The sequence below is a fragment of the Amycolatopsis sp. NPDC049159 genome, assembly GCF_040648295.1.
Classification (GTDB): domain Bacteria; phylum Actinomycetota; class Actinomycetes; order Mycobacteriales; family Pseudonocardiaceae; genus Amycolatopsis; species Amycolatopsis pretoriensis_A.
In genome coordinates this window covers 173,027-194,956 of sequence record NZ_JBEZDL010000005.1, presented here as the reverse complement: position 1 = coordinate 194,956, position 21,930 = coordinate 173,027, and the positions used below count along the sequence as shown (strand labels likewise).

Annotated in this window: 23 protein-coding genes; 7 read left to right on the top strand and 16 right to left on the bottom strand. The window is 73.2% G+C overall.

Annotated elements, in window-relative coordinates; genetic code table 11:
- The first annotated feature begins 8 nt into the window (after window positions 1-8).
- Window positions 9-1,040, top strand: a complete 1,032-nt coding sequence (locus tag AB0B33_RS11860) for an SAM-dependent methyltransferase (RefSeq protein WP_247021081.1) — start codon at window positions 9-11, stop codon at window positions 1,038-1,040.
- 201 nt (window positions 1,041-1,241) lie between these two features.
- Here the strand turns inward: AB0B33_RS11860 and AB0B33_RS11855 are convergent, their stop codons facing one another.
- On the bottom strand, window positions 1,242-2,354 hold the full coding sequence (locus AB0B33_RS11855; protein WP_360769955.1) for an SPFH domain-containing protein: 1,113 nt from the start codon (window positions 2,352-2,354) through the stop codon (window positions 1,242-1,244).
- A gap of 52 nt (window positions 2,355-2,406) precedes the next feature.
- A complete protein-coding gene (locus AB0B33_RS11850) occupies window positions 2,407-2,637 on the bottom strand; it encodes a hypothetical protein (protein ID WP_247021075.1) in 231 nt (76 codons plus the stop codon).
- Window positions 2,638-2,804: 167 nt separating this feature from the next.
- Here AB0B33_RS11850 and AB0B33_RS11845 point away from each other — a divergent pair, with 167 nt between their 5' ends.
- Window positions 2,805-3,347, top strand: coding sequence for a TetR/AcrR family transcriptional regulator (locus AB0B33_RS11845; RefSeq protein WP_247021073.1), 543 nt, complete (start codon window positions 2,805-2,807; stop codon window positions 3,345-3,347).
- A complete protein-coding gene (locus tag AB0B33_RS11840; RefSeq protein WP_360769950.1) occupies window positions 3,344-3,967 on the top strand; it encodes a class I SAM-dependent methyltransferase in 624 nt (207 codons plus the stop codon). Before AB0B33_RS11845 ends, AB0B33_RS11840 begins: the two co-directional genes overlap by 4 nt.
- Here the strand turns inward: AB0B33_RS11840 and AB0B33_RS11835 are convergent.
- From AB0B33_RS11835 to rimP, 7 genes are all read right to left on the bottom strand, one after another.
- Window positions 3,959-4,777 carry an alpha/beta hydrolase-fold protein gene (locus AB0B33_RS11835; RefSeq protein ID WP_360769947.1) on the bottom strand — a complete coding sequence of 273 codons (819 nt, stop codon included), beginning with the start codon at window positions 4,775-4,777 and terminating at the stop codon, window positions 3,959-3,961. The two genes, AB0B33_RS11840 and AB0B33_RS11835, sit on opposite strands and share 9 nt — an antisense overlap.
- Before the next feature lie 3 nt (window positions 4,778-4,780).
- Window positions 4,781-5,266 carry a 30S ribosome-binding factor RbfA gene (rbfA, locus tag AB0B33_RS11830; RefSeq protein WP_247021066.1) on the bottom strand — a complete coding sequence of 162 codons (486 nt, stop codon included), beginning with the start codon at window positions 5,264-5,266 and terminating at the stop codon, window positions 4,781-4,783.
- A gap of 9 nt (window positions 5,267-5,275) precedes the next feature.
- Window positions 5,276-5,569: a DUF503 domain-containing protein gene (locus tag AB0B33_RS11825; RefSeq protein ID WP_155545954.1), complete on the bottom strand. Its 294-nt coding sequence runs from the start codon at window positions 5,567-5,569 to the stop codon at window positions 5,276-5,278.
- Between the two features lie 81 nt (window positions 5,570-5,650).
- The gene (infB, locus tag AB0B33_RS11820) at window positions 5,651-8,641 is read right to left on the bottom strand and encodes a translation initiation factor IF-2 (protein ID WP_247021064.1); all 2,991 of its coding nucleotides are present in this window, start codon (window positions 8,639-8,641) and stop codon (window positions 5,651-5,653) included.
- Between the two features lie 77 nt (window positions 8,642-8,718).
- A complete protein-coding gene (locus tag AB0B33_RS11815) occupies window positions 8,719-9,003 on the bottom strand; it encodes a YlxR family protein (RefSeq protein ID WP_360769942.1) in 285 nt (94 codons plus the stop codon).
- 110 nt (window positions 9,004-9,113) lie between these two features.
- Window positions 9,114-10,160 carry a transcription termination factor NusA gene (gene nusA, locus AB0B33_RS11810; RefSeq protein ID WP_247021060.1) on the bottom strand — a complete coding sequence of 349 codons (1,047 nt, stop codon included), beginning with the start codon at window positions 10,158-10,160 and terminating at the stop codon, window positions 9,114-9,116.
- Window positions 10,157-10,690 carry a ribosome maturation factor RimP gene (gene rimP, locus AB0B33_RS11805; protein WP_247021058.1) on the bottom strand — a complete coding sequence of 178 codons (534 nt, stop codon included), beginning with the start codon at window positions 10,688-10,690 and terminating at the stop codon, window positions 10,157-10,159. The genes nusA and rimP overlap by 4 nt, the downstream gene beginning before the upstream one ends.
- Before the next feature lie 118 nt (window positions 10,691-10,808).
- On the opposite strand from rimP, the gene AB0B33_RS11800 reads away from it, so the two are divergent.
- Entirely contained in the window at window positions 10,809-11,738 is a 930-nt protein-coding gene (locus AB0B33_RS11800; protein WP_360769939.1) for a ferritin-like domain-containing protein, read from the top strand.
- A 1-nt stretch (window position 11,739) separates the two neighbouring features.
- Here the strand turns inward: AB0B33_RS11800 and AB0B33_RS11795 are convergent, their stop codons facing one another.
- The 5 genes from AB0B33_RS11795 to AB0B33_RS11775 form a co-directional block, all read right to left on the bottom strand.
- Complete coding sequence (locus tag AB0B33_RS11795; protein WP_360770374.1) at window positions 11,740-12,360, bottom strand: hypothetical protein; 621 nt, start codon at window positions 12,358-12,360, stop codon at window positions 11,740-11,742.
- 88 nt (window positions 12,361-12,448) lie between these two features.
- A complete protein-coding gene (locus tag AB0B33_RS11790; RefSeq protein ID WP_360769936.1) occupies window positions 12,449-13,462 on the bottom strand; it encodes an aminotransferase class V-fold PLP-dependent enzyme in 1,014 nt (337 codons plus the stop codon).
- Window positions 13,463-13,494: 32 nt separating this feature from the next.
- Complete coding sequence (locus tag AB0B33_RS11785; RefSeq protein ID WP_360769933.1) at window positions 13,495-14,259, bottom strand: isocitrate lyase/phosphoenolpyruvate mutase family protein; 765 nt, start codon at window positions 14,257-14,259, stop codon at window positions 13,495-13,497.
- 10 nt (window positions 14,260-14,269) lie between these two features.
- Entirely contained in the window at window positions 14,270-15,718 is a 1,449-nt protein-coding gene (locus AB0B33_RS11780) for a PH domain-containing protein (protein WP_360769930.1), read from the bottom strand.
- Complete coding sequence (locus AB0B33_RS11775; RefSeq protein WP_360769928.1) at window positions 15,715-16,248, bottom strand: PH domain-containing protein; 534 nt, start codon at window positions 16,246-16,248, stop codon at window positions 15,715-15,717. The genes AB0B33_RS11780 and AB0B33_RS11775 overlap by 4 nt, the downstream gene beginning before the upstream one ends.
- 55 nt (window positions 16,249-16,303) lie before the next feature.
- Here AB0B33_RS11775 and AB0B33_RS11770 point away from each other — a divergent pair, with 55 nt between their 5' ends.
- Window positions 16,304-16,900, top strand: coding sequence for a TetR/AcrR family transcriptional regulator (locus AB0B33_RS11770; RefSeq protein WP_360769925.1), 597 nt, complete (start codon window positions 16,304-16,306; stop codon window positions 16,898-16,900).
- A 393-nt stretch (window positions 16,901-17,293) separates the two neighbouring features.
- Here the strand turns inward: AB0B33_RS11770 and AB0B33_RS11765 are convergent, their stop codons facing one another.
- Together AB0B33_RS11765 and AB0B33_RS11760 are read right to left on the bottom strand one after the other, a co-directional pair.
- Complete coding sequence (locus AB0B33_RS11765; protein WP_360769923.1) at window positions 17,294-17,947, bottom strand: GPP34 family phosphoprotein; 654 nt, start codon at window positions 17,945-17,947, stop codon at window positions 17,294-17,296.
- Window positions 17,948-17,958: 11 nt separating this feature from the next.
- A complete protein-coding gene (locus tag AB0B33_RS11760; RefSeq protein WP_360769920.1) occupies window positions 17,959-19,401 on the bottom strand; it encodes a glycosyltransferase family 39 protein in 1,443 nt (480 codons plus the stop codon).
- A 171-nt stretch (window positions 19,402-19,572) separates the two neighbouring features.
- Here AB0B33_RS11760 and AB0B33_RS11755 point away from each other — a divergent pair, with 171 nt between their 5' ends.
- Together AB0B33_RS11755 and AB0B33_RS11750 are read left to right on the top strand one after the other, a co-directional pair.
- On the top strand, window positions 19,573-20,811 hold the full coding sequence (locus AB0B33_RS11755; RefSeq protein WP_360769917.1) for a histidine kinase: 1,239 nt from the start codon (window positions 19,573-19,575) through the stop codon (window positions 20,809-20,811).
- A complete protein-coding gene (locus AB0B33_RS11750) occupies window positions 20,786-21,436 on the top strand; it encodes a response regulator transcription factor (RefSeq protein ID WP_247021037.1) in 651 nt (216 codons plus the stop codon). The genes AB0B33_RS11755 and AB0B33_RS11750 overlap by 26 nt, the downstream gene beginning before the upstream one ends.
- Window positions 21,437-21,930: the final 494 nt, after the last annotated feature.

Below are 21,930 nucleotides of genomic sequence, written 5' to 3'. Positions count from 1 at the left end.
TCTGCGGGATGCCTGAGTACGCGATGCTGGTCTACCCGTCGGCCAACCGGGTCTACGCCGCCTCCTCCACCGCCCTGTTGCGCGCCGAGCTGGCGGTCTTCGGCGCGGCCTTGGCCGCCGAACTGTCCGCGATCGACGAGGTCGAACTCGGCGGCGTGGGGTACGTGCGCTTCACGAGTTCGTCCCCGCTGGCCGGGCGCGACCTCGCGCTGCTGTCCAACCTGTCCTCGTTGTACGCCCTGTTCGAGCTGGGCGACGGGGTCCTGCGCCCGGTCACCGTGACGCCGCTGGCGAAAGCGGACTCGGACCTGCTGACGATCCAGAAGTACGCGGGCAAGACCAACGAGCTGTTCACGAAGCTGCTGGTGAACGTGACGCTGATGGCGACGGCCGACCCGTTTTCCGCGAAGGCGAAGTACCTGCTGGACCCGCTGTGCGGCCGCGGCACGACGCTGAACCAGGCGATGATGTACGGCCTGCACGCCACCGGCCTGGACGTCGACGGCAAGGACTTCGAGGCGTACGAGGCGTTCATCAAGACGTGGCTGCGGAACAAGCGCGTGAAGCACACCGCGGAGTCGGGCCAGCTGCGCCGGAACAAGGTCCGCCTCGGCCGGCGGCTCGACATCGAGTACGCGCTGTCCAAGGAGGAGTACAAGGCCGGCGACACCCGGCGGCTCGTGTACCTGAACGCGGACACGCTGACCACCGACGAGGCGCTGCGGGCGAACTCGTTCGACGTGATCGTGACCGACGCGCCGTACGGCGTGCAGCACGGGAGCCACCGCGAGGCGGGCCTGCAGCGAAGCCCACGCGACCTCCTGGCTGCCGCGGTCCCGGTGTGGACCCGGGTGCTGCGCCCGGGCGGCGCGCTGGGGATCTCGTGGAACACCACGGTGCTGCCGCGCGAAGAGCTGGTCGAGGTGCTGCGGAAGGCCGGCCTCGACGTCCGGGAGGGCGGCCCGTGGGAGGAGTTCGCCCACCGGGTCGACCAGGCCATCCTGCGCGACCTGGTCGTCGCGGTGAAACCCGCCTCCTGAGCCGAAAAGCTTCTGGCGGCTCGACCTCGCTGACCGGGAAGGTGATGGTGCGGCGGACCGCACGACCCGCCGCGATCACTGCGCCGGGCGGACTTCCACGCGGGCAGGCCTTCGGAAAAGTTCGCGCGCAGGATGGACCAGCCCATCCCGCGCCGCCTCCGTGGTCGCGGCGAAACTCGCTTCCTGAGTCGACAAAGCGCCTCAGGACTGCGTGAGCTCGGCCGGCTTCGGCACCTGACCGTTCTCCTCGGGAGCCGCCGGCGTCGACGGTGACGTGCTCAGGCCGCGCTTCACCGAGTCCAAGATGGACAGTCCCTGGCCGACGAGTCCCGCGGCCATCTCGCCGAGGCCGTCCGCGCCGTTGAGGATGGTGACGTTCGCGCCGGACAGCCCGCGGCCCGCTTCCTTGACGATCTGCGGCAGCTGGTCGATGAGCATCCGGTCGAGCGCCACGCGGTTGTTCGACGCCGCCGCCTCCGCTTGTACGCGCATCTTCTCCGCCTCGGCCAGCGCCAGGATGCGGATCCGCTCGGCTTCGGCGCCGGCGGGCTTGATGACCTCGGCCACCAGCTGCTGCTGACGCAGCTCCGCCTCGCGCTGGGCCAGCTCGGTGCGCGCGTCGATGACCTCCTGCTGCGCCCGTGCCTGCGCGAGCGGGCCGGCCTGCGCCGCCTCCGCTTGCGCCTTGTCGACCTCGGCGCGGTACTGCGCCTGCACGATCGACGTCTGCCGCGCGTACTCCGCCTGCGTCCGCTGGGACTTCTGCTCCGCCTCCGCCGCGGTCTGGTTCGCCACCGCCTGCGCGATCTGGGCGTCCCGCTGGATGGCGGCGTTGTGCGGGGCGGCCATCGCGGCGATGTAGCCGAGCTTCATGTCGTCGATCGACTGGATCTGCAGCGCGTCGACGCTGAGCCCGATCTTCGCCATCTCGACCGCCGAGCCGTCCAGCACCTCGGTCGCGAGCTTCTGCCGCTCGGTGATGATCTCCTCGACCGTCATCGACCCGATGATGGACCGCAGGTGCCCGGCGAAGATCCGGCCGGTCAGCACGGACATCTGGTCCTGGTCGGAGAGGAAGCGCTGCCCGGCGTTGACGATGCTCTCGGTGTCGTTGCCGACCTTGAACGCGATCACCGCCCGGACCGTCAGCGCGATGGCCTGTTTCGTGACGCACACTTCGGTCACTTCGGCCTCGCACATGGAAAGCGTGAGGAACCGGACTTTCCGGAAGACCGGCATGACGAACGCGCCGTGGCCGGTGACGACCCGGAACGGCGAGGTGCCCTGGCTGTGCTTGCCCCCGGAGATGAGCATCGCCTCGTTGGGGGCCGGAACGCGATAACCGAACACGGCTGTCCTTCCGCGATCACTGAGAAGCAGGATCCGAGGCGTCCCACGCCACGACGTCGACCGTGCGCCGTCCCCGGGTTTCCACGACCAGGACGGTCGTGCCCTTCGGCAGCTCCGTGTCGGACCAGGCAAGGAAGGTTTCCAGGCCGCCCCTGATCCTGATCAGCACCTCCCCCGGGCCCCGCTGCCCGCGGGTGCCGACGAGGAGGACTCCGGTCCGGCCCGCCGGGGAGAGGTCGGAGTGCATGGCGCCGACCTCCCTCGCTGACCGCCTCGGTGCGGGTTGCGCCCCCGCTGAACCCCATTGTGCTCCTGGTCGCCACCGGCGGTGGGCACTGTGAGGTTCCGATCAGGAGGCAACCGGGCGGCCCGCTCGGGCGTGTACTGACGTTCGGCTTGGCTATACTCCGGAGCGTGACCGTCGGCGAGCGTCCCCTGCGCGCGGACGCGCGGCGCAACCGGGAGGCCCTGGTCGCCGCCGCGCGGGAAGTCTTCGGGGCCAAGGGCGTCGACGCCCCGCTCGACGAAGTCGCGAGGCGGGCCGAGGTCGCCATCGGGACCCTCTACAACCGGTTCCCCACCCGGGCCGACCTCGTCGAGGCCGCCTTCCTCCCGACGCTCGAAGAAGCCGAAGCCATCACCGAAGAAGCGCTCCGGTGCGCCGATCCCTGGGACGGCTTCGTGCTCCTGCTCGAACGCTGCGTGCTCATGCAGGTCGCCGACCGCGGGTTCACCGAAGTGTGCTCGCGGGCGTTCGACCCGGCCTCGGGGATCGAGAAAGCCAAGCACGCCAACGCTTCCCGGATGAACCGGATCATCGAACGGGCGCAGGAGGCCGGGGCGCTGCGCACGGACTTCCGCGGGCCCGACCTCGCCATCGTCTTCGCCGCGGCGACCGCCACCCCGGATTGGCGGCGGGCGCTCGGCATGGTCCTCGACGGGCTGCGCGCGCGGTGAGCTGGCTCGCGGACACCCGCACCTCCTACGACACCGTCGCCGAGAGCTACGCCGAGTTCGTGGCCGGCGCCCTCGAAGAGCAGCCGTACCTCAAGGCCGCGCTGACGCTGTTCGCCGCGGAGGTCGACGGGCCGGCGGTGGACGTCGGCTGCGGGCCGGGGCACTTCACGGCGTACCTGGCCTCGCTCGGCGTCGACGCGTCCGGCGTCGACCTCTCCCCGGCGATGGTCGGGCTGGCCCGGCGGGCGCACCCGGAGCTGGCGTTCGAAGTGGGCTCGATGACGGACCTGGCGCTGCCCGACGCGTCGGTGGCGGGCGTGCTCGCGTCCTGGTCGCTTATCCACGTCCCGGACGACGACGTCCCGGTGGCGCTGGGGCACTTCCGGCGCGTGCTGCGCCCGGCCGGGCTGCTGGTGATCGGGTACCACGTCGGCGCCGGGACCCGGCTGAAGACCGAGGGCTACGGCGGGCACCCGATGCGCGTCCACATCCACCTCCGGCAGCCGTGGTGGCTGGCGAGGCGGGTGCGCGCGGCCGGGTTCTCGGTCGAGGCCGAGTGGTCGCTGAACCCGGAAAACAAGGTGTCGCAGGCGATCCTGTTCGCCCGCGCGTCAGCGTAGCCGCTGTCCCACGAAATCCAGGACGTCCGGCAGGATCCCGCGCCAGTACTCGTCCTTGTGCCCGCCCGGCGAGAACTTCGACACCGCGGGCGAAACGGCTTTCACCAGCTTCTTGTCCGCGCCCAGGAACGGATCCGACTCGCCGCACCAGACGCCGAGCGCGGACGCGCGGAGATCCGCCGTGTGCAGCAAGGGTTCTTCCGCGCGCCAGTTGTCCTCACCGGAGAACACCTTGCGGCTGCGGGCATCGGGCCAGTCCACGAACAGGGCCGCGCTCGCCGTCGCCACCGCCTTCAGATCGGGGTGGCCGCGGGCGAGCCGCAGCGCGCCGAAGCCGCCCATCGAGATGCCGAACACCGCCGAGGCCGGGAGCAGGTCGCGGCCCGTCAGCCAGGCCGGGACCTCCTCGGTGAGCATCCGCTGCGGATCGTCGCCTTCGCCGACGTCGACCCAGTAGTGGTCACCGTCGACCGCCGCGATCGCGAACGCCGGGGTGCCGGCGCGGACCGCCGCCGTCAGCAGGTCCGGGACACCGAGGGAGAGGAACGTGCGGGCTTGCGCGCCGCGGCCGTGCAGGGCCAGGCACACCGGCAGCCCCGACGCCGGGACCCCGGCCGGGGTGATCAGCACCAGGTCGACGTCCGTGCCGCGGGCGTTCGACCGCATGCGCTGCACCGTCACCGGGTCGCGCAGCACGGACGGGCGGGTCGGGACCGGCACCGCGGCCGGACCGGGCGGGGGTGCGGACGGCGAGCAGCCCGCCAGCATCGCGAGTGCGCTGCCGGCGAGCAGGGTGCGGCGGGAAAGCACGGGTCAGCCCCGGCTCTCCTCTTCCGCGAACTCGTCGTCTTCGGCGTCTTCGTTCTCTTCGCGAGGCGCCTTGTACGGGTCGGCCTCGCCGGCGTGCTGGGCGCCGGTCGCGCGGCGGGCAACCTCCGCGTCGGCCTCACGGGCCTTCGCGAGGAGGTCTTCGATCCGCTTCGACTCTTCCGGGATCGTGTCCGCGACGAACGTCAGCGTCGGCGTGTAGCGGACGCCGGTGCCCTGCCCGACCTTGGAGCGGAGCATCCCGCGCGCCGATTCGAGCGCGGCGGCGGCGCCGGCGAAGTCCGGGACGGAGTCCAGCTTCTCGCCGAGCACCGTGTAGTACACGGTGGCGTCGTGCAGGTCGCCGGTGACCTTCGTGTCCGTGATGGTCACGTAGTCCAGCCGGGCGTCCTTGACCTCGTGCTCGATCGCGGACGCCACGATCTGCGAGATCCGCTTGGCGAGCTTGCGAGCCCGAGCAGGATCAGCCATGTCTTTCTCCTAGTCTTCTGGACCGAGCAGCCGGCGGCGGGCGGTGAGCAGCTCGAACTCCGGCCGGCTCGCCACGTACCGCTCACACGAGTCGAGCACGTCACGCACGTGCTCGCCACCTTCGGCGACCACGGCCACCCCGATGAGGGTCCGGCGGTGCAGGTCGGTGTGCCCGGCTTCGGCCACCGAAACGGCGAAGCGCTTGCGCACCTCGGCCAGCACCGGACGGACCACGGATCGCTTCTGCTTCAGCGAATGGACGTCGCCGAGCAGGATGTCGAGCTCAAGGGCTCCGACGAACATAGGCAGTTTTGAGGTGGTGTCGTAGGGATGGGAAGACCCCGGGTGTGCGGTGCGAAACCGCACACCCGGGGAACTCACGCGTTACGCGCGGGGCTTCTCGCGCTGCTCGTACGTCTCGATCGAGTCGCCGACCTTGAGGTCGCCGTACGAACCGAGCGTCAGACCGCACTCGTAGCCTTCGCGGACCTCGACCACGTCGTCCTTGAACCGCCGCAGCGAGCTGATCGGCAGGTTCTCCGCGACGACGGTGCCGTCGCGCAGGAGACGGGCCCGGGCGTTGCGCCGGATCTCGCCGGACATGACCAGGCAACCCGCGATCGTGCCGATCTTGGAGGACTTGAAGACCTCGCGAACCTCCGCGCGGCCCAGCTCGACCTCTTCGTACTCCGGCTTGAGCATGCCCTTGAGGGCCTGCTCGATCTCGTCGATCGCCTGGTAGATGACCGTGTAGTACCGGACGTCGACGCCCTCGCGGGTGGCCCGCTCGGTCGCCTTGCCCTGGGCGCGGACGTTGAACCCGAGGACGATCGCGTCGGACGCGGTCGCCAGGTCGATGTCCGACTCGGTCACGCCACCGACACCGCGGTGGACCACGTTCAGCTCGACCTCGTCGCCGACGTCCAGCTGGAGCAGCGAGGCTTCGAGGGCCTCGACCGTACCCGAGTTGTCACCCTTGATGATCAGGTTGAGGCTGTTCGTCTCCTTCAAGGCGGAGTCGAGGTCCTCGAGGCTGACCCGCTTGCGGCGCGACGCGTTGAGCGCGTTGCGCGTACGAGCGGCGCGGCGCTCGGCGATCTGCCGGGCGACGCGGTCCTCGTCGACCACCAGGAAGGTGTCGCCCGCGCCCGGCACCGAGGTGAACCCGATGACCTGGACGGGACGCGACGGCAGCGCCTCGGTCACGTCGACGTTGTGCTCGTCGACCATCCGGCGGACGCGGCCGTAGGCGTCACCCGCCACGACCGAGTCACCGACGCGCAGCGTGCCGCGCTGGACCAGGACGGTGGCCACCGGGCCGCGGCCGCGGTCGAGGTGGGCCTCGATCGCGACACCCTGGGCCTCCATGTCCGGGTTGGCCCGGAGGTCCAGAGCGGCGTCCGCGGTCAGCAGGATCGCCTCGAGCAGGCCGTCGATGTTGATGTTCTGCCGCGCGGAGATCTCGACGAACATCGTGTCGCCGCCGTACTCCTCGGCGACCAGGCCGTACTCGGTCAGCTGCTGCCGGATCTTGTCCGGGTTCGCGCCTTCCTTGTCGATCTTGTTGATCGCGACCACGATCGGGGCCTTGGCGGCCTGCGCGTGGTTGATCGCCTCGACCGTCTGCGGCATCACACCGTCGTCGGCCGCCACCACGATCACCGCGATGTCGGTCGAGTTGGCACCACGGGCACGCATGGCGGTGAACGCCTCGTGACCCGGGGTGTCGATGAAGGTGATCAGGCGCGGGTTGCCCTCGAGCTCGGTCTCGATCTGGTACGCACCGATGTGCTGCGTGATGCCGCCGGCCTCGCTCTCGCGGACCTTCGTCTTCCGGATCGTGTCGAGCAGTCGGGTCTTACCGTGGTCGACGTGACCCATGATGGTCACGACCGGCGGCCTGACTTGCAGATCCTCTTCGCCACCGGCGTCGTCGCCGTAGGTGATGTCGAAGGTCTCCAGCAGCTCGCGGTCTTCTTCCTCGGGGCTGACGACCTGAACCGTGTAGTTCATTTCGCCGCCGAGCAGCTCGAGGATGTCGTCCGACACGGACTGCGTCGCGGTGACCATCTCGCCGAGGTGGAAGAGCACCTGCACCAGCGAAGCCGGGTTGGCGTCGATCTTCTCGGCGAAGTCGGTCAGCGAAGCACCCCGCGGCAGCCGGATCGTCTCGCCCTGCCCCTTGGGCAAGCGGACGCCGCCGACGCTGGGCGCCTGCATGTTGTCCATGTACTCCTGGCGCTTCTGCCGCTTCGACTTGCGACCCTTGCGCGAGGGACCACCCGGACGCCCGAAGGCACCCGCCGTGCCGCCACGGCCACCGGGGCCGCCACGGCCACCGCCGCCGCCACGGAAACCGCCGCCGCCCGCCGGGGCACCGGTGCCGCCACCGCCACCCGGACGGAAGCCGCCGCCACCGCCGCCGCCACCGGGGCCACCGCGGAAGCCACCGCCACCGCCGCCGCCACCGGGACCGCCGCGGAAACCGCCGCCGCCGCCACCGGGACCGCCACGGGCGCCGCCACCGGGGCCACCACGGGCACCGCCGCCGGGGCCACCACGGGCGCCGCCACCGGGACCGGCGGGACGCTGCGTGCGGCCCGGCATCATGCCGGGGTTCGGCCGCGGGGGCATGTTGCCCGGGCTAGGCCGGTTGCCACCGGCGCCGCCACCGGGCCGCGGGGCCGGGCGGTCACCCGAGCCCTGGCCGCCACCGGGCCGCGGCGGACGGTTGTCGCCGCCCTGGCCGGGACCGCCACCGGGGCGCGGGCCCTGCGGGCGCGGCGGAGCGCCGGAACCGACGCCGAAGGGGTTGTTGCCGACCCGCGGGGTGCGCGGACCGGGCTTGGGGCCGCCGGGCTTGGGGCCCTGCGGCTTCGGCGGGACGACCGAGCCGGTGCCCGGTGCGGGCGGCGCGGCGGGGGTGTCCTGCTGGGGCGCGGCAGGAGCTTCGGCCTTCGCGGCCGGGACCTGCTGCTGGGGTGCGGGCGTCGCCGGGCGCGGGCCGGGCCGCGGACCGGGGCGCTGCCCCGGCGAGGCCGGCTTCGACGCCGCGGGCGCCTGCTGCTGGGGCGCGGCCGGAGCCGACGCGGCCGGAGCCGGAGCCTCCTTGGCCGCCGGAGCCTGCTGGGCAGGCGCGGGGGGCTTCGGGGCGGCGGGCTTGGCCGGCGGGCCGGGGCGCGCCGACGGGCCCGGGGTGGGCTTCTTGGCGCCCTTGGGGGCGTACGCGTCGCGGAGACGGCGGGCGACGGGCGCCTCGACCGTGGATGACGCGGACTTGACGAACTCGCCCTGTTCCTTCAACTTCGCGAGAACGTCCTTGCTGGTGATGCCGAGCTCTTTCGCGAGCTCGTGTACGCGGGCCTTGCCTGGCACAACTCTCCTCATCTAGGGGAGGCCAGGCGGATACCCGCTGACCTCGTCCTTATTGTCTGACGCTCATGGCTTCAGCTTCACGGCTGACTCATGACGGGTCGACCTGCTTCCTTGATTCCTCGCGAACCCGGGAGCATCCCGGTTTCGTGGTGCGGAGTGGTGAGCCCGACGTGCTCGCGGACCTCGCGGGCGTCGAGCGCCCCCGTCGCCCGCAGGGCTCTGGGGAAGGCCCGCCGCCGTTCGGCCTTGGCCAGGCAGTCCGGGTCGGGGTGCAGCCAAGCCCCCCGGCCCGGCAGCCGCCGACGTTCGTCGACGACCACCCGCCCGGCCACCGCGACCACGCGCAGCAGCTCACCGATCAAGGCCCGCCGCTTGCAGCCGACACAAGTCCGCACCGGGGAAATCCGGTGGGGCTGGTGCTCGGCTACCCGCCGCGGGCGTTGAACCGCTCCTGAGTCTAGCGCTTCGACCTTCACTCAGCCGAACCGGTTGTCGCGGCGGGCCGCGTCGGACCGGCGTGGTCTTGATCACCCTCGTCGTCGGCCGGTGCGGCGTCGCTGCGGATGTCGATCCGCCAGCCGGTCAGACGGGCGGCAAGCCGGGCGTTCTGGCCCTCCTTGCCGATCGCCAGCGACAGCTGGAAGTCCGGCACCACGACGCGGGCGGTCTTCGCCCGCTCGTCCACCACTCGGACCGATACAACCTTGGCGGGCGACAGCGCATTCCCGACGAAGCGGGCCGGATCCTCCGAGAAGTCGATGATGTCGATCTTCTCACCGGCCAGCTCGCTCATCACGTTGCGCACGCGCGCGCCGACCGGGCCGATGCAGGCGCCCTTGGCGTTGACGCCCGCCACGGTGGACTTGACCGCGATCTTCGTGCGGTGCCCCGGTTCGCGCGCGATGGCGGCGATCTCGACGGTCCCGTCGGCGATCTCCGGCACCTCGAGCGCGAACAGCTTGCGCACCAGGTTGGGGTGCGAGCGCGAGAGCGTGATCTGCGGGCCGCGGTTGCCGCGCGAAACGGTGACCACGTACGCCTTGATCCGGCTGCCGTGCTCGTAGGACTCCCCCGCGACCTGCTCGGCCGACGGCAGCACGCCCTCGGTGTCGCCCACCTGGACCACGACCATGCCGCGGGCGTTGGCGCGGGCGTCGCGCTGGATCACGCCGGCGACGATCTCGCCCTCCTTGGTGGAGAACTCGCCGAAGGTCTTCTCGTGCTCGGCGTCGCGCAGCCGCTGCAGGATGACCTGGCGCGCGGTGGTGGCGGCGATCCGGCCGAACCCCTCGGGGGTGTCGTCCCACTCCTCGTCGACCTGGCCGTCGTGGGTCAGCGTGTGCGCGAGCACGCGGACCAGGCCGCTCTTCTTGTCGATGTCGATGCGGGCGTGCGGCTGGTGCCCCTCGGTGTGCTTGTACGCGGTGAGCAAGGCCGTTTCGATGGCCTCGATCACCGTTTCGAAGGGGATGTCCTTGTCCCGTTCGATCGCCCGCAGCGCGGCGATGTCGACGTTCACTTCGACCCCTTCTCCGTCTCGGCGGCGATCATGCCGGACGCGTCGTCTTCGAGCAGTTTCAGGTCCTCGGCGGGCGGCTGCTTGAACTCGATCTCCACGACCGCCTTCGCCACGTCGGCGTAGCGGACGTCGCGGAACTTGCCCCCTTCGAGGACGCGGGCGGCGTCCGCGCCCGCGTGGCCGACCCGGCCGATGAAGGCCGTGCCGTCGGCCGGGGTGATCTTCACCAGCCGGTACCGCGCGCGCCGCCAGTGCCGGGCCTGGGTGAGCGGGCGGTCGAGCCCCGGTGAAGTGACCTCCAGCGTGTAGGCGCTCGCCAGCACGTGGTCGTTTTCGTCGAGCGCCGCCGACACCTTGCGGCTGACCTCGGCGACCTCGTCCAGCCCGACCCCGTCGTCGGCGTCGACGACGACCTTGACCAGCTGCCGCCGGCCGGCCTGCTGCACCTCGAACGAATCGAGGTCGAAACCCGCGGCGGTGACGGCTTCGGCCACTATCGGCTGGAGCCGGCTGGCGAGTTCTCCTGGCACGTGGGGGTCTCCTTGTTCGGACTGGGTGGTCGGGTCGGTGGTGGACCAGCTTATCCGGTCGCCCGCTCGGGCCGCGCGAGCGGCGGGGGCGGCCGGGGGCCTGGCAGGATGGGCCGACGTGACCGGAAGACCGACCGACCTGACCCGTCGTGCCGCCCTCCGCGCGGGGGCGCTGGCCGTGCTGGCCGTCCCGCTCGCCGCTTGCGGGCCCGGCTACGACGAAACCCCCGACCCGCTGCAGCCGCTGCTGGCCGCCGCCGACGCGGACGCCGCGGCCGCCAAGGCCCTCGCCAAGGGCGACGACGCCGCCGGGCAGCTCGCCGCCGCCCGTGCGGCGCACGCGGCCGCGCTCAAGTCCGAAGTGGACCGCTTGAACCGGCCGAAACCCTCGTCGTCGGCCGCCCCGCCCGCCCCGGCGGCGCTGGGCGACCTCAAGGACCGGCTGGCGGCGGCCCGCAAGCAGGCCGAAGACCTCGTCGGTGGCCTGCCGCGCTACCGCGCCGGGCTGGTCGCCGCGGTGGCGGCGGGCTGCGCGGCGCTGCAGCGCATCGACCCCGCGCTGGGCCCGGGCGAGGACGCGCCGAAGGTGGGTGTCGCACCCGGGGGCGCGGTGCCCGCGGAGGCGGTGGACCCGCTGCAGACCGCGCTGGCCGCCGAGCACGCCGCCGTCTGGGTGTACGGCCTGGTCGGCGCGTTCCTGCCGGCCGACTTCGGCGACGGCGAGAAGAGCGGCGCGGCGGAGCACGCCCTGCGCCGGGACTACCTGCAGACGACGCTGGCGGCTTCGGGGGCGACCCCGGTCGCCCCCGAAGCCGCGTACGTGCCGAAGAACCCGGTGACGGACACGAAGTCGGCGTCCCAGGTCGTCGCGACAGCCGAGGCGGACTGCGCGTCGGCGTGGCTGGCGGTGGTGAACCACACCGACGACGCCGGCTTGCGGACGACAGCGCTGCACGCGCTGGTCGCGGCCTCCCGCCGCGGCACCCCGTGGCGTTCGGAGGCGGGCGAGAAGCCGACGGCGATCGCGATGCCGGGCCAGGCCGGCTAGCTCAGGAGTGGAGGTCGGCCGACAGGCGCAGGGCGTCGTCGGCGATCTTCTCGATCAGGGCCTTGTCGGTGTGCTTCTCGTAGAAGTCGGCGAGCACGATCACCGTGTTCGTGCCGTCGACCTTCGAGGCGTACGCCGAGTTCTTGCCGCTCACGCTCGGGGTTCCGGTGCCGGCGAAGGTCTTGTCGCGCACCAGGTCCGTGACATTGCCGGTACCGTCCTGCTCGGTCAGCGCCTTGAGCGCCTTGGCCTTCGACGAGTCCGGCATGCCGACCACGACCACCGAGACCAGGGCCTTCTGCCCGCCCGTCTCGGTCGTGTACAGCGCGCGGACCAGCGACTGGCACGGGTTGTCCTGGAAGAACTCCTTGGTCTTGCCGTAGGAGGTCGCCGGGCAGTCGTCCGAGCGCTCCGGGCCGGCGACCTTGGTGAACTGGTAGGCCCCCGTGCTCGGGGACGGCGGCTGCGCGACCGGCTCGTCCGGCGTCGAGTCGTGCCTGATCAGGAACCACAGCAGCCCGGCGACGACGGCGATCGCGACCAGCCCGGCGCCCCTGAGCAGCAGGGACCGGGTGTCGCGCGCCGGCGGCCCCGGCGCCGGGGGGCGGGGCTGCGGGGGCACCGCGCCCAGCGGGGCCGTGTCGGACGGGCCTGGGGTGAAACGAGCACCAACCACGGGGCCATACGGTAGTTCACCGCCCGCGCGGCGTTCACTCGAATGCGTGTAAAACGCGTTCGACGTCGTCAACGGTGTTGTAGAGGTGGAAGCCGACCCGCACCCGGCCGCCGCGGACGCTCGCCGCGATCCCGGCCGAGGCCAGCCGCCCGGGATCGGCGTCGATCGCCACGATCGCGGTGCCGCGCGGGGGCAGTCCGAGCTTCTCCAGCAGCGCGTCGGCGAGCCCGGTGTTGTGCGCGCGGACCTGCGCCAAGTCCACCCCATCGAGGTACTCCAGCGCTGCCGCGGCGCCGACCTGGGCCAGCCACACCGGCGAGAGGTCGAACGCCCGCGCGTCGCCGGCCAGGCGCAGCGGGAGGCCGTAGACGGTCGTCCACGGGTCCTCCCCCGCGTACCAGTTCGCCGCGACCGGCCGGGTGCGCTCGTGCGCGTCCGGCCGCACGTAGAGCCACGCGCTGCCGCGGGGCGAAAGCAGCCACTTGTACCCCGCCGCGACCACCCAGTCGGCCCAGGCGACGTCCAGGGGCAGCCAGCCCACCGCCTGCGTGGCGTCCAGCAGCACCGCCGCCCCGGCGGCCTCGGCCGCCGCGCGCAGGGCCGGGAGGTCGGCGATCCGGCCGTCGGCGGACTGGACGACGCTCACCGCCACGACGTCGTGACCCTCGACCCGCCCGGCCAGCCGCTCCAGCGGCACTTCGGTCACCGTGACGCCCGGGTTCGCCGCGAACGGGAACGTGACGCTGGTGAAGTCGCCCTCGGCGGCGAGGACGCGGGTGCCGGCGGGCAGGGCCGCGGCGACGTTGGCGACGAGCTGCGAGGCCGACGCCCCGATCGCGACCCGCTCGGCGTCGACGCCGAGCAGCCGCGCGAACCCGGCCCGCGAGCGCGTGACGTACGGGTCGAACTCGCCCGGGCGGGTCGCGCCGGTCCGCCACCGCTCGACCGACTCCGCGACGGCTTCGGCCACCGGCGCGGGCGGGATGCCCACGCTGGGCGTGTTCAGGTAGCCGGGCGGGACGGCGAAGTCGGTTCCGAAGGCACGCATGCCTCCGACTCAAGCAGACCGGGGCAAGCCGATTACGGCAGCAGCGCGGTGACCTCGGCGTAGGACGGCGGGCTCAGCGGCGGGTCACGGCCGTCGCGCACGGCCAGCGCGGTTTCGGCGGCGGCCGCGAGGGCCATCCGGTACGGCAGCGAGCCGAGGCTGATCCGCGCGACGCCCAGCTCGGCCAAGCCGGCCGCGGTGACCTTCCCGGGCAGGAACAGCAGGTTGAGCGGCAGTCCGGCGGCGACGATCCGCTCGACGTCGGCCGGCTCGGCGAGGCCGGGCACGAAGACGCCGTCCGCGCCCGCGTTCGCGTACGCCCGCACCCGCCGCTCGGCTTCGGCGATCGACCGGTCGCCCGCCCAGTGCGTGTCGGTCCGCGCGTTGACGAACAGCTCCGGCACGCGCTCCTTCACGGCCGTGACCAGCGCGCACTGGACGTCGACGGGCGCCAGCGAACCGTCCGCGCGGCCGTCTTCGAGGTTGACGCCGACGGCACCGGCGGCGGCCAGTTCTCCGGCCAGGTCGGCGACGGCCGCCGGGTCCGCGCTGAAGCCGTCGGCGATGTCGACGCTCACCAGCGCGTCCAGCCGGGTCAGCCGGGCGGCGAGGGCGACGGTCGCGGCCCGCGTCGACGGCGCGCCGTCCGGTTCCCCCGCCGCCGCGGACACGCCGAGGCTCGTCGTGCCGAGCGCGCGGAAGCCCTGCGCGGCGAGGAACGCGCCGACGCCGAACTCCCACGCGTTCGGCAGCAGCAGCGGGGACCCGGGGACGTGCAGGGCACGGAATTCGTCCATGCCCCCGAACCTAGGTCCGCGACGCTTCGGCGGGTACCGAAGCGAACGGCGCCAGGATCCCCGGGACCGCCGCCGCCGCGAACTCGAGTCCTTCGCCGGCGTCGGCGTCGAAGATCGAGTAGGCGCCCGTGCCCGCCGCCGTGGTCGCGGTGAAGGTCGCGAGCCCGCGGCGGCGCTGGAACACCGACTGCTTCACGGTCCAGCCGATCACCCCGTCCCGCGCCAGCACCGCCGTGCTGCGCCGGACCGTGCCCGCGCGCAGCACCAGGTAGCGGCCGCGCGCGCCGTGCCCGAGGCCGCGGTGGGCGTCCACGGCGAGCAGGACCGCCACGGGCAGCGCGACGACGGCGAGGGCCCCGCCCAGCACGAGCAGGACGTCGGTGAGCAAGGCGCCGAGCACCAGCAGGGCCAGCACCGGCACCAGCGCGGTCAGCAGGGCCCAGCGCAGCCGGCGGCCACGGGCGGCCCGCGGGTGCGCCACCAGCGGGACGTCCGTGGCGGGCTCGCCCAGCACCCGCGCGGCGACGGCCACGGCCACCGCCCGCGGGGCGGCCGGCAGCAGCGTCTTGGATTCGGTCTTGTCGTCGTCGCGCTTCACGCCGGTGGCGATGGCGTCGACGCGTGCGGCGCCGGCGAGCCGGGCCCCGAGCGGCTCGACGAGCTCGACCCCGCGCAGGCGCCGCTCCTCGAGGGTGACCGACCGGGTCGTCAGCAGGCCGCGGCGGACGCGCAGGGTGCCGCCGGGTTCGCGGTCCAGCCGGTAGTGCCACCACATCTCGGCGAACAGGCCCGCGGCGCCGGCCACGCCGAGGACGACCGCCAGGACCAGCAGGAGCAGGACGCTGGCGGCGAGCGGGAGGTCGCCGAAGCGGTCCAGCAGCCAGTTCAGCAGGCCGCCGCCGGCCCCGAACCAGTCCGCGACCTTGAACAGCGCGCCGAACGCGGACAGGCCGAGCGCCGGCGCGACGAACGACACCGGCGCGTACCGGATCCAGCGCGGGTCGAGGCTCGCCAGCGAGCCGTCGGTGCGCTCGGTGGCCGGGACGCGGTGCAGCAGCTCGGTGCGCAGCGCTTCGGCGTCCGCCCTGGCCAACGGGCCGAGCGCGATCTCGGCCCGCTGCCCGGTGCCGATGGTCAGCACCGCGACACCGAACACGCGGTGCAGCGGGTGGGCCGTCAGGTCAACGGTGCGGATCCGTTCGCGCGGCGAGGACTTGCGCGTGTGGGCGAGGAACCGGAACTCGAGCTCCAGCCGCTCGGGCGTGCAGCGGTACCGGGTGAACCGCCAGCGGACGTAGTCGCCGAGCACGCCGAGGCCGACGAACAGGACGGCGGCCGGGACGAGCCACAGCGAGCGCGTCCCGATGGCGACCGGGATCCCCGCCGAGACGGCGATCCCCGCCGTGACGAGCGCGGTGACGCCGAGGGTGCGCCGGTCGAGCCGGCGCCACTCGCTCACGTCGCGTCCCCGGGCGTGGCTTCGGTGCGGTCGGTCAGCCGCTCGGCGACGTCCGCGGCGACCTGCGCGTCGAGCCCGCGGAGCTTGACCGCGCCGCGCGCCGACGCCGTGGTCACGGTGACCGTGGCGAGCCCGAAGCGCTGCTGCAGCGGCCCGCGCAGCGTGTCGACGGTCTGGACGCGCGAGAGCGGCGCCACCCGCCACTCCTGCCAGAGGAAGCCCGACCGGACGTAGACGGCGGTGCCGGTGACCTCCCAGCGGTGCAGGCCGAACCACCAGACCGGCAGGACCGCGCACCAGGCCACGCCGAGCACCGCGAGCACGGCGGCCGGGCCGAGCAGCCAGCACGCGGCCGGCGGGATCAGCACGCCGAGCAGGGCGAGCACGAGCACGGCCGGGCCGAACACGAGCGCCGACTGCGTGCGCCACCAGCCGATCGCCCGGCGATCGAGCGCGTTGCGCGGCGGCCTCAGCCGCACCACACCGTCAGACACGGATACCCCCGAGGTTGTTTTACAATGCGACCGCATCGTAACGGCGGACGCCGGGTCTTCGCAATGCGATCGCATGACAACGGGAGCGGACGTGCCGAAACAGGTGGATCACGAGCAGCGCCGCGTGCAGATCGCGGAGGCGCTCCAGCGGCTGACCACGAGAGCCGGACTGGAAGGCGTCAGCCTTCGCCACGTCGCCGCCGAAGCGGGCATGTCCATGGGATCGGTGCAGCACTACTTCAAGACCAAGGACGAAATGCTGCGGTTCGCCCTGGCGCACCGGCACAAGCTGCGCAGCGAGCGGATCACGGCGAAGGTGCTCGCCGAGGGACCGCCGACCCCGCGCTCGATCCTGCGCGCGTGCCTGGTCGAGGTCCTGCCGCGCGACCCGGACAGCGAGGGCGACTTCCTGATGGGCGTCGCGTACTTCATCCGCGCGGTCGCCGACCCGGCGATGTCGAAGGTCTTCGGCGAAGGCATGCCCGAACTGCTGGCGTTCTTCGCCGACCAGGTCCGCCAGGCCCAGGAAGCGGGCGACGTCCCGGCGTGGGCCGACCCCGCGACGGAGGCGGCGATCCTGTGGGCCCTCGCGGACTCGCAGGGCTCGGAAATCCTGATGGGGCACCGGACACCGGCCGAGGCAGTGGCCACAGTGGACTACTACCTCGGCCGGCTGTTCACCGGCTGACGCCAGCGAGCCCCCTCGGCTCCCTGGCACCGGCCGGCCCCCGCGGAGCGAAACGCCATGGAGGACGCCCGCACCGCAGCCCATCGCGCGGCGGCACCGCTGCGGTAGTGCTGCCGCCCCGGCCGCACTACCGCCGCCATGCGGGCCGCATTCACCTGCGCGGCAACGGCTCCGCCGCTTCCCCGCGGCGGCACCGCTCAGCCACCGCCCGAGACCGCCACGCGAACCCCGTCCCGGCAGCGGCACCGCTCTCCCGCGACCGCCGCCGGCCACAGCCGCCTCCCGCGGCGGCACCGCATTCACCTGCGCCGCACCGGCTCCGCCGCTTCCCCGCGGCGGTACCGCTCAGCCGCGACCGCCGCCGTCCACAGCCGCCTCCCGCGGCGGCACCGCTCAGCCGCCACCCCCACCGCCGCCCGACGCCGCCGAGATCGCCGCCGCGCGGGCCGCGTTCACCTCGCGGATCACCTTGCGCAGGGCCGGGACCGCCGCGCCCGCCTGCTCCTCCAGCTGCGCGATCCGCGCCTTGTGCCGCCGCCGTTCCGCGCGCGGGAGCACCGCGCCCAGCTCGACCGCCGCGGCCAACGCCGTCAGAGCCGCCACCGCCGGGGGCACCTCGCCGGTGCTCCGCAGCGCCGACGCCACCTCGTCGTGCAGCGCGACCGCCTCGGCGCGGTCGCGGACCTCCGGGCGGCGGCGCGGGAACAGCCCCAGCACCCGCGACGTCCGCAGCGTGATCACCCCGGCCGCGTCGAGCTGCGCTTCCAGGGATTCGAGCGTGCCACGGGCGCCGCGGCGGACCCGGGCGCGCCACTTGCGGTGCGGGTCCGCGGCCAGCTCGACGAGCAGGTCGTCGAGCACCAGGTGCCCGGTGCCGCCGGCGCCGGTGACGACCGGGCGGCCGCCGTCGTCGGCGACCAGGCCGCGCAGCACCAGGTCCGTCAGCGCCGCCGCGCGGACCAGCAGCGCCACGCGCTCGCGGTCCGGCAGCCGGTCCCGCCGGGTGTCGCAGGCGAGCAGGTACGCCCGTGCGGGCAGGGAAAGCATCGTCGTTCTCCTCACTGCCGCTTCAGCGCGGGCCAGATGTCCCGCCACGGCGCCGTCCGGCCGTCGTATTCCCACAGCAGTCCGTCGACCACCGTCGTCTCGTGCGCGAAATACGGCCGCAGCAGGCCGGGGTCGAAGCCCAGGAACAGCACCGCGTCGGCCGTTTCCGGCGGCGGCCCGAAGTACCAGTACCCGCGGTGTCCACTGTAGACACGGTGGATGCCGGACGGCGGACCGTAGAACTCCGTCACCGCCGCGAACGGGTAGATCTCGGCGTACACCGCGGTCCGCGCCCGGACGTCCGCGGGCAGGGCCGCGTACGCCTGCCCGACCGCCTTCGCCAGTTCCTGCTGCGGCAGCTCCCCCTGCGCGAACGTGCTGCCGAGCAGGAACGGCCCGTACGACGTCCGCGCCGTCGCCGGCCACACCGGCAGCGCGGCGAGCGTCACGACGGCCGACACCGCGAACACCGGCCACACCACCGCTTTCCACCACCGGACCAGGTTCCGCCTGCTGAGCTCGGTGGCCGCGGCCGCGAACGGCACCGCGTACAGCCCCATGACGTAGTTGGCTCGGCCGTGCATGACCAGCACGGCCACCGACACCACCAGCGCCGCGACGCCGAGGTACCGGTACGGCCGCAGTTCGGGCGAGCGCAGCAGCCGCCAGACCCCGTAGAGCAGCGCGAGCACGCCGGCCCCGACCCCGGCGCCGAGCAGCGCGTCCCGCGCGAAGCCGCCGTAGCCGGGGAATTCCGCCGCGACGACGTCACTCATGTGGGTGTACGGCCAGCCGTGGGTGGCCTGCCAGACCAGCGTCGGCAGCGTGGCCACGACCGCGATCGCGGCGCCCAGCCAGAGCTTCGGCCGGGTGAGCAGCTCCCGCGGGCCCAGCCACAGCGCGGCGAGCAGCACCGCCGCCCAGAGCGCGGGGATCAGGAACTTCGTCTCCAGCGACACCGCCGTCACGACGCCGGCCCAGACGAGCAGGCCGTCGCGGCGGGTGCGGGTCCAGCGGACCAGCAGCCACGTGACGACCGTCCAGAGGAACGGGTCGAGCACGTAGGTGGCCAGCCAGTGGCTCGCGATGACGATGCCGGAGGTCGCGTAGCACGTGGCCGCCATCACCTGGGCGCCGCGGCCGCCGCCGAACTCGCGGGCGATCAGCGCCGTGACGACCACCCCGGCAGCCGCGGCCAGCGTCATCGGCAGGCGCAGCACGACGAGCGAGTCCGGCGCGAGCCAGTCCATCGCCGCCGCCAGCGCCGGGATGAGCGGTGGCTGGTCGAAATACCCCCAGTCCAGGTGATCTCGACCGGCCACCAGGAAGTAGAGCTCGTCGAACCCGCCGGCGTAGCGCCCGCTGGTCAGCAGCAGCGCGAGCCCGGCCAGTCCCGCGACCACGAGCACCGGGCCCGTGGCGAACGTCGTCTTCGGTCGCGTCAGGACAGTCATCGTTTCTTCCCCCCTTCGCCGTGGTGTCCCCAGTCCACCGGTTCGCCGGGACCCCGCGAAAGCGGACGAGGGTGGTGTTCGCGGCGCCGAAGGTTGCGGGCTCCGGGGGCGGCCCGCAACTTTGGTTGTCATCCGGGCGCGGCGGGCTTGCGCGGCGGTTACCGTGACCGCGTGACCACCGCCCGGCGGCCGTTGTGGCCGAGCCGCTCCGACGCCTACTGGCTGTTCTTCGCCGCGTTCGCGTTCGCCGGGCTGAACGCGCTCTTCTTCGCGCTGGGCGACCGGACGTCGGGGGCGCTCGGCCCGGCAGCCGGGCTGGTCCTGCAGGTGGTCTGCGACTGCACGCTGGTGCTGTTGTTCCGGTTCCCGGTCCAGGTGTGCGCGTTCGTCACGGCGGCGGCGTTCGCGATGCTGGCGTCCGACCTGTTCGCGCCCGGTCTGCTGGTGCCGGTCAACCCGCTCGCGCTGCTGACCGTCCCGACGATCGCCCCGGTGATCCTTTCGCAGGCGGCGCGGGTGCTGGACCGGCGGACCGTGCTGTGGGTCGCCGGGATCCTGGCCGTCGTGGCCGCGCGGCCGTGGACACCGAGCTGGGCGGTGACGCCGTTCGGACTGCTCAGCACGGCGCTGCCGGCCCTGGTTTCGCTGTACTTCGAAGCGCGGCGCCAGCTGCTGCAGTCGCTGCGCGACCGCGCGGAACGCGCCGAGCGCGAGCAGCACCTGCTCGCCGAGCAGGCCCGCGCGGAGGAACGGCGGCGCCTCGCGGGCGAGATGCACGACGTCGTCACGCACCGGCTCAGCCTGATGGTGCTGCACGCCGGCGCGCTGGGCGTGACGTCGGCCGAGCCGGCGGTCCGGACGGCGGCGGAGGACATCCGCCGCGAAGGCGCCCAGGCGCTCGACGAGCTGCGCGACCTGGTCGGCGTCCTGCGCAACGGCACGGAGGTCGTGGGCGCCCGGACGCTCAGCCCGGCCGAGCCCGGCGACCCGGCGCGCTTGGTGGAGGAGTCCCGTTCGGTCGGCGTGACGACGGAGCTGCTGGTGGACGGCGACCCGGCCCGGCTGTCCCCGACGGTCGCGCGCACGGCGTTCCGGCTGGTCCAGGAGGCACTGACGAACGTGCGCAAGCACGCACCGGGCGCGTCGGCGACGGTTTCCCTGCACTACCGCGAAGCCGGCCTGGACATCTTGATCACCAACACGGCGGCGGCCCGCCCACCCGACCCGGCCCTGGCCACGAGCGGCTCCGGAGCGGGCCTGGCGGGCCTGCGCCAGCGGGTGGAGCTGGTCGGCGGCCGCTTCGAGGCAGGCCCAGCCCCCGGCGGCGGCTTCCGGGTCGGTGCGATACTGCCCGCCTACGTACCGACGGCGGAAGGCACGCACTGTGATCCCGGTGCTCGTGGTCGATGACGAGCCGATGGTGTGCGCCCACCTGCGCACGATCCTGGGTTCGGCGGGCGACATCGAGGTGGTGGCACAGGCCGCCGACGGCGCGGAAGCGGTCGAGGCCGTGATCCGCCACCGGCCGCGCGTGGTGTTGATGGACCTGCGCATGCCGGGCGTGGACGGTCTCACGGCGATCGCCCGGATCACGGCCATGCCCGACCCGCCTGCGGTGGTGGCGCTGACCACGTTCGATGCGGACACGTACGTCATCCGGGCTCTGCGCGCGGGGGCGGCGGGGTTCTTGGTGAAGTCGACGCCGCCGGAGGATCTGATCGGCCTGGTCCGGGTGGCGGCGGACGGTCATACGGTGCTGTCACCGTCGGCGGCGCGTCGGCTGGTGGCGTTGTCTTCGGATGGGCGTGAGCGTGGCGAGGATGCGCGGCGCCGGACTGCGGGTCTCACCGATCGGGAGCGCGATGTGCTGGCGTGCCTGGGTGAGGGACTGTCCAATGCGGACATCGCGGGCCGGTTGCATCTGGCTGAGGCTACGGTGAAGAGTTATGTGTCGCGGATGCTGGTGAAGCTGGAGTGCGCCAACCGGACGCAGGCGGGGTTGCTGGCCCATGAGGCTGGTTTGGTGGTCCGGTAGGGAGTGTTGACTTCGTTGCGGGCGCGGTGGCCGGCCTGGTCGATGTGGCTCCTGGCGGTTGCGGGGGTCGGTGCGGCGTTGCCGTGGGTGCGCGCTCGCCGCGGGAACCTCGGCAGTCACGGACCCAGTCGGCGCGAGGACGGGCGCCCGCTGCGGGATCCCGGCGGTTGCGGTGATCGGCTGACGCGCACCCGCTGCGGGAACCTCGGCGATGACGGCGGCCGGTAGGCGCTCTGTCGACTGGGGGCGTTGGCGGGCGGGCAGCAGCGGCGGACACTGCTGGGGGGACAGCGCTCGAGGCGGGAGCGGGCGGCACCCGGGCGGACAGTGCTGAGGTGGGAGAGCGGCGGCGGGCAATGCTGGGTGGGCAGTCTGGGGCCGACAGCGCTCGGGCGGAATCTGCTCGGCCGGCCAACGCTGAGCAGCACCGCTGAAGTCGGCAGCGCTCAGGCGGAAAGCACTGGGGCGGCAGTGAGCGGACGCTGCCGGGGCGG

What these genes read in the sequence shown, in the direction of transcription:
- AB0B33_RS11860 (WP_247021081.1), top strand. Translation starts at nt 9, where the DNA reads ATGCCTGAGTACGCGATGCTGGTCTACCCGTCGGCCAACCGGGTCTAC.
- AB0B33_RS11855 (WP_360769955.1), bottom strand. Translation starts at nt 2,354, where the DNA reads ATGCTCATCTCCGGGGGCAAGCACAGCCAGGGCACCTCGCCGTTCCGG.
- AB0B33_RS11850 (WP_247021075.1), bottom strand. Translation starts at nt 2,637, where the DNA reads ATGCACTCCGACCTCTCCCCGGCGGGCCGGACCGGAGTCCTCCTCGTC.
- rbfA (WP_247021066.1), bottom strand. Translation starts at nt 5,266, where the DNA reads ATGGCTGATCCTGCTCGGGCTCGCAAGCTCGCCAAGCGGATCTCGCAG.
- AB0B33_RS11825 (WP_155545954.1), bottom strand. Translation starts at nt 5,569, where the DNA reads ATGTTCGTCGGAGCCCTTGAGCTCGACATCCTGCTCGGCGACGTCCAT.
- AB0B33_RS11790 (WP_360769936.1), bottom strand. Translation starts at nt 13,462, where the DNA reads ATGCGTGCCTTCGGAACCGACTTCGCCGTCCCGCCCGGCTACCTGAAC.
- AB0B33_RS11785 (WP_360769933.1), bottom strand. Translation starts at nt 14,259, where the DNA reads ATGGACGAATTCCGTGCCCTGCACGTCCCCGGGTCCCCGCTGCTGCTG.
- AB0B33_RS11775 (WP_360769928.1), bottom strand. Translation starts at nt 16,248, where the DNA reads ATGCGGTCGCATTGTAAAACAACCTCGGGGGTATCCGTGTCTGACGGT.
- AB0B33_RS11765 (WP_360769923.1), bottom strand. Translation starts at nt 17,947, where the DNA reads ATGCTTTCCCTGCCCGCACGGGCGTACCTGCTCGCCTGCGACACCCGG.
- AB0B33_RS11760 (WP_360769920.1), bottom strand. Translation starts at nt 19,401, where the DNA reads ATGACTGTCCTGACGCGACCGAAGACGACGTTCGCCACGGGCCCGGTG.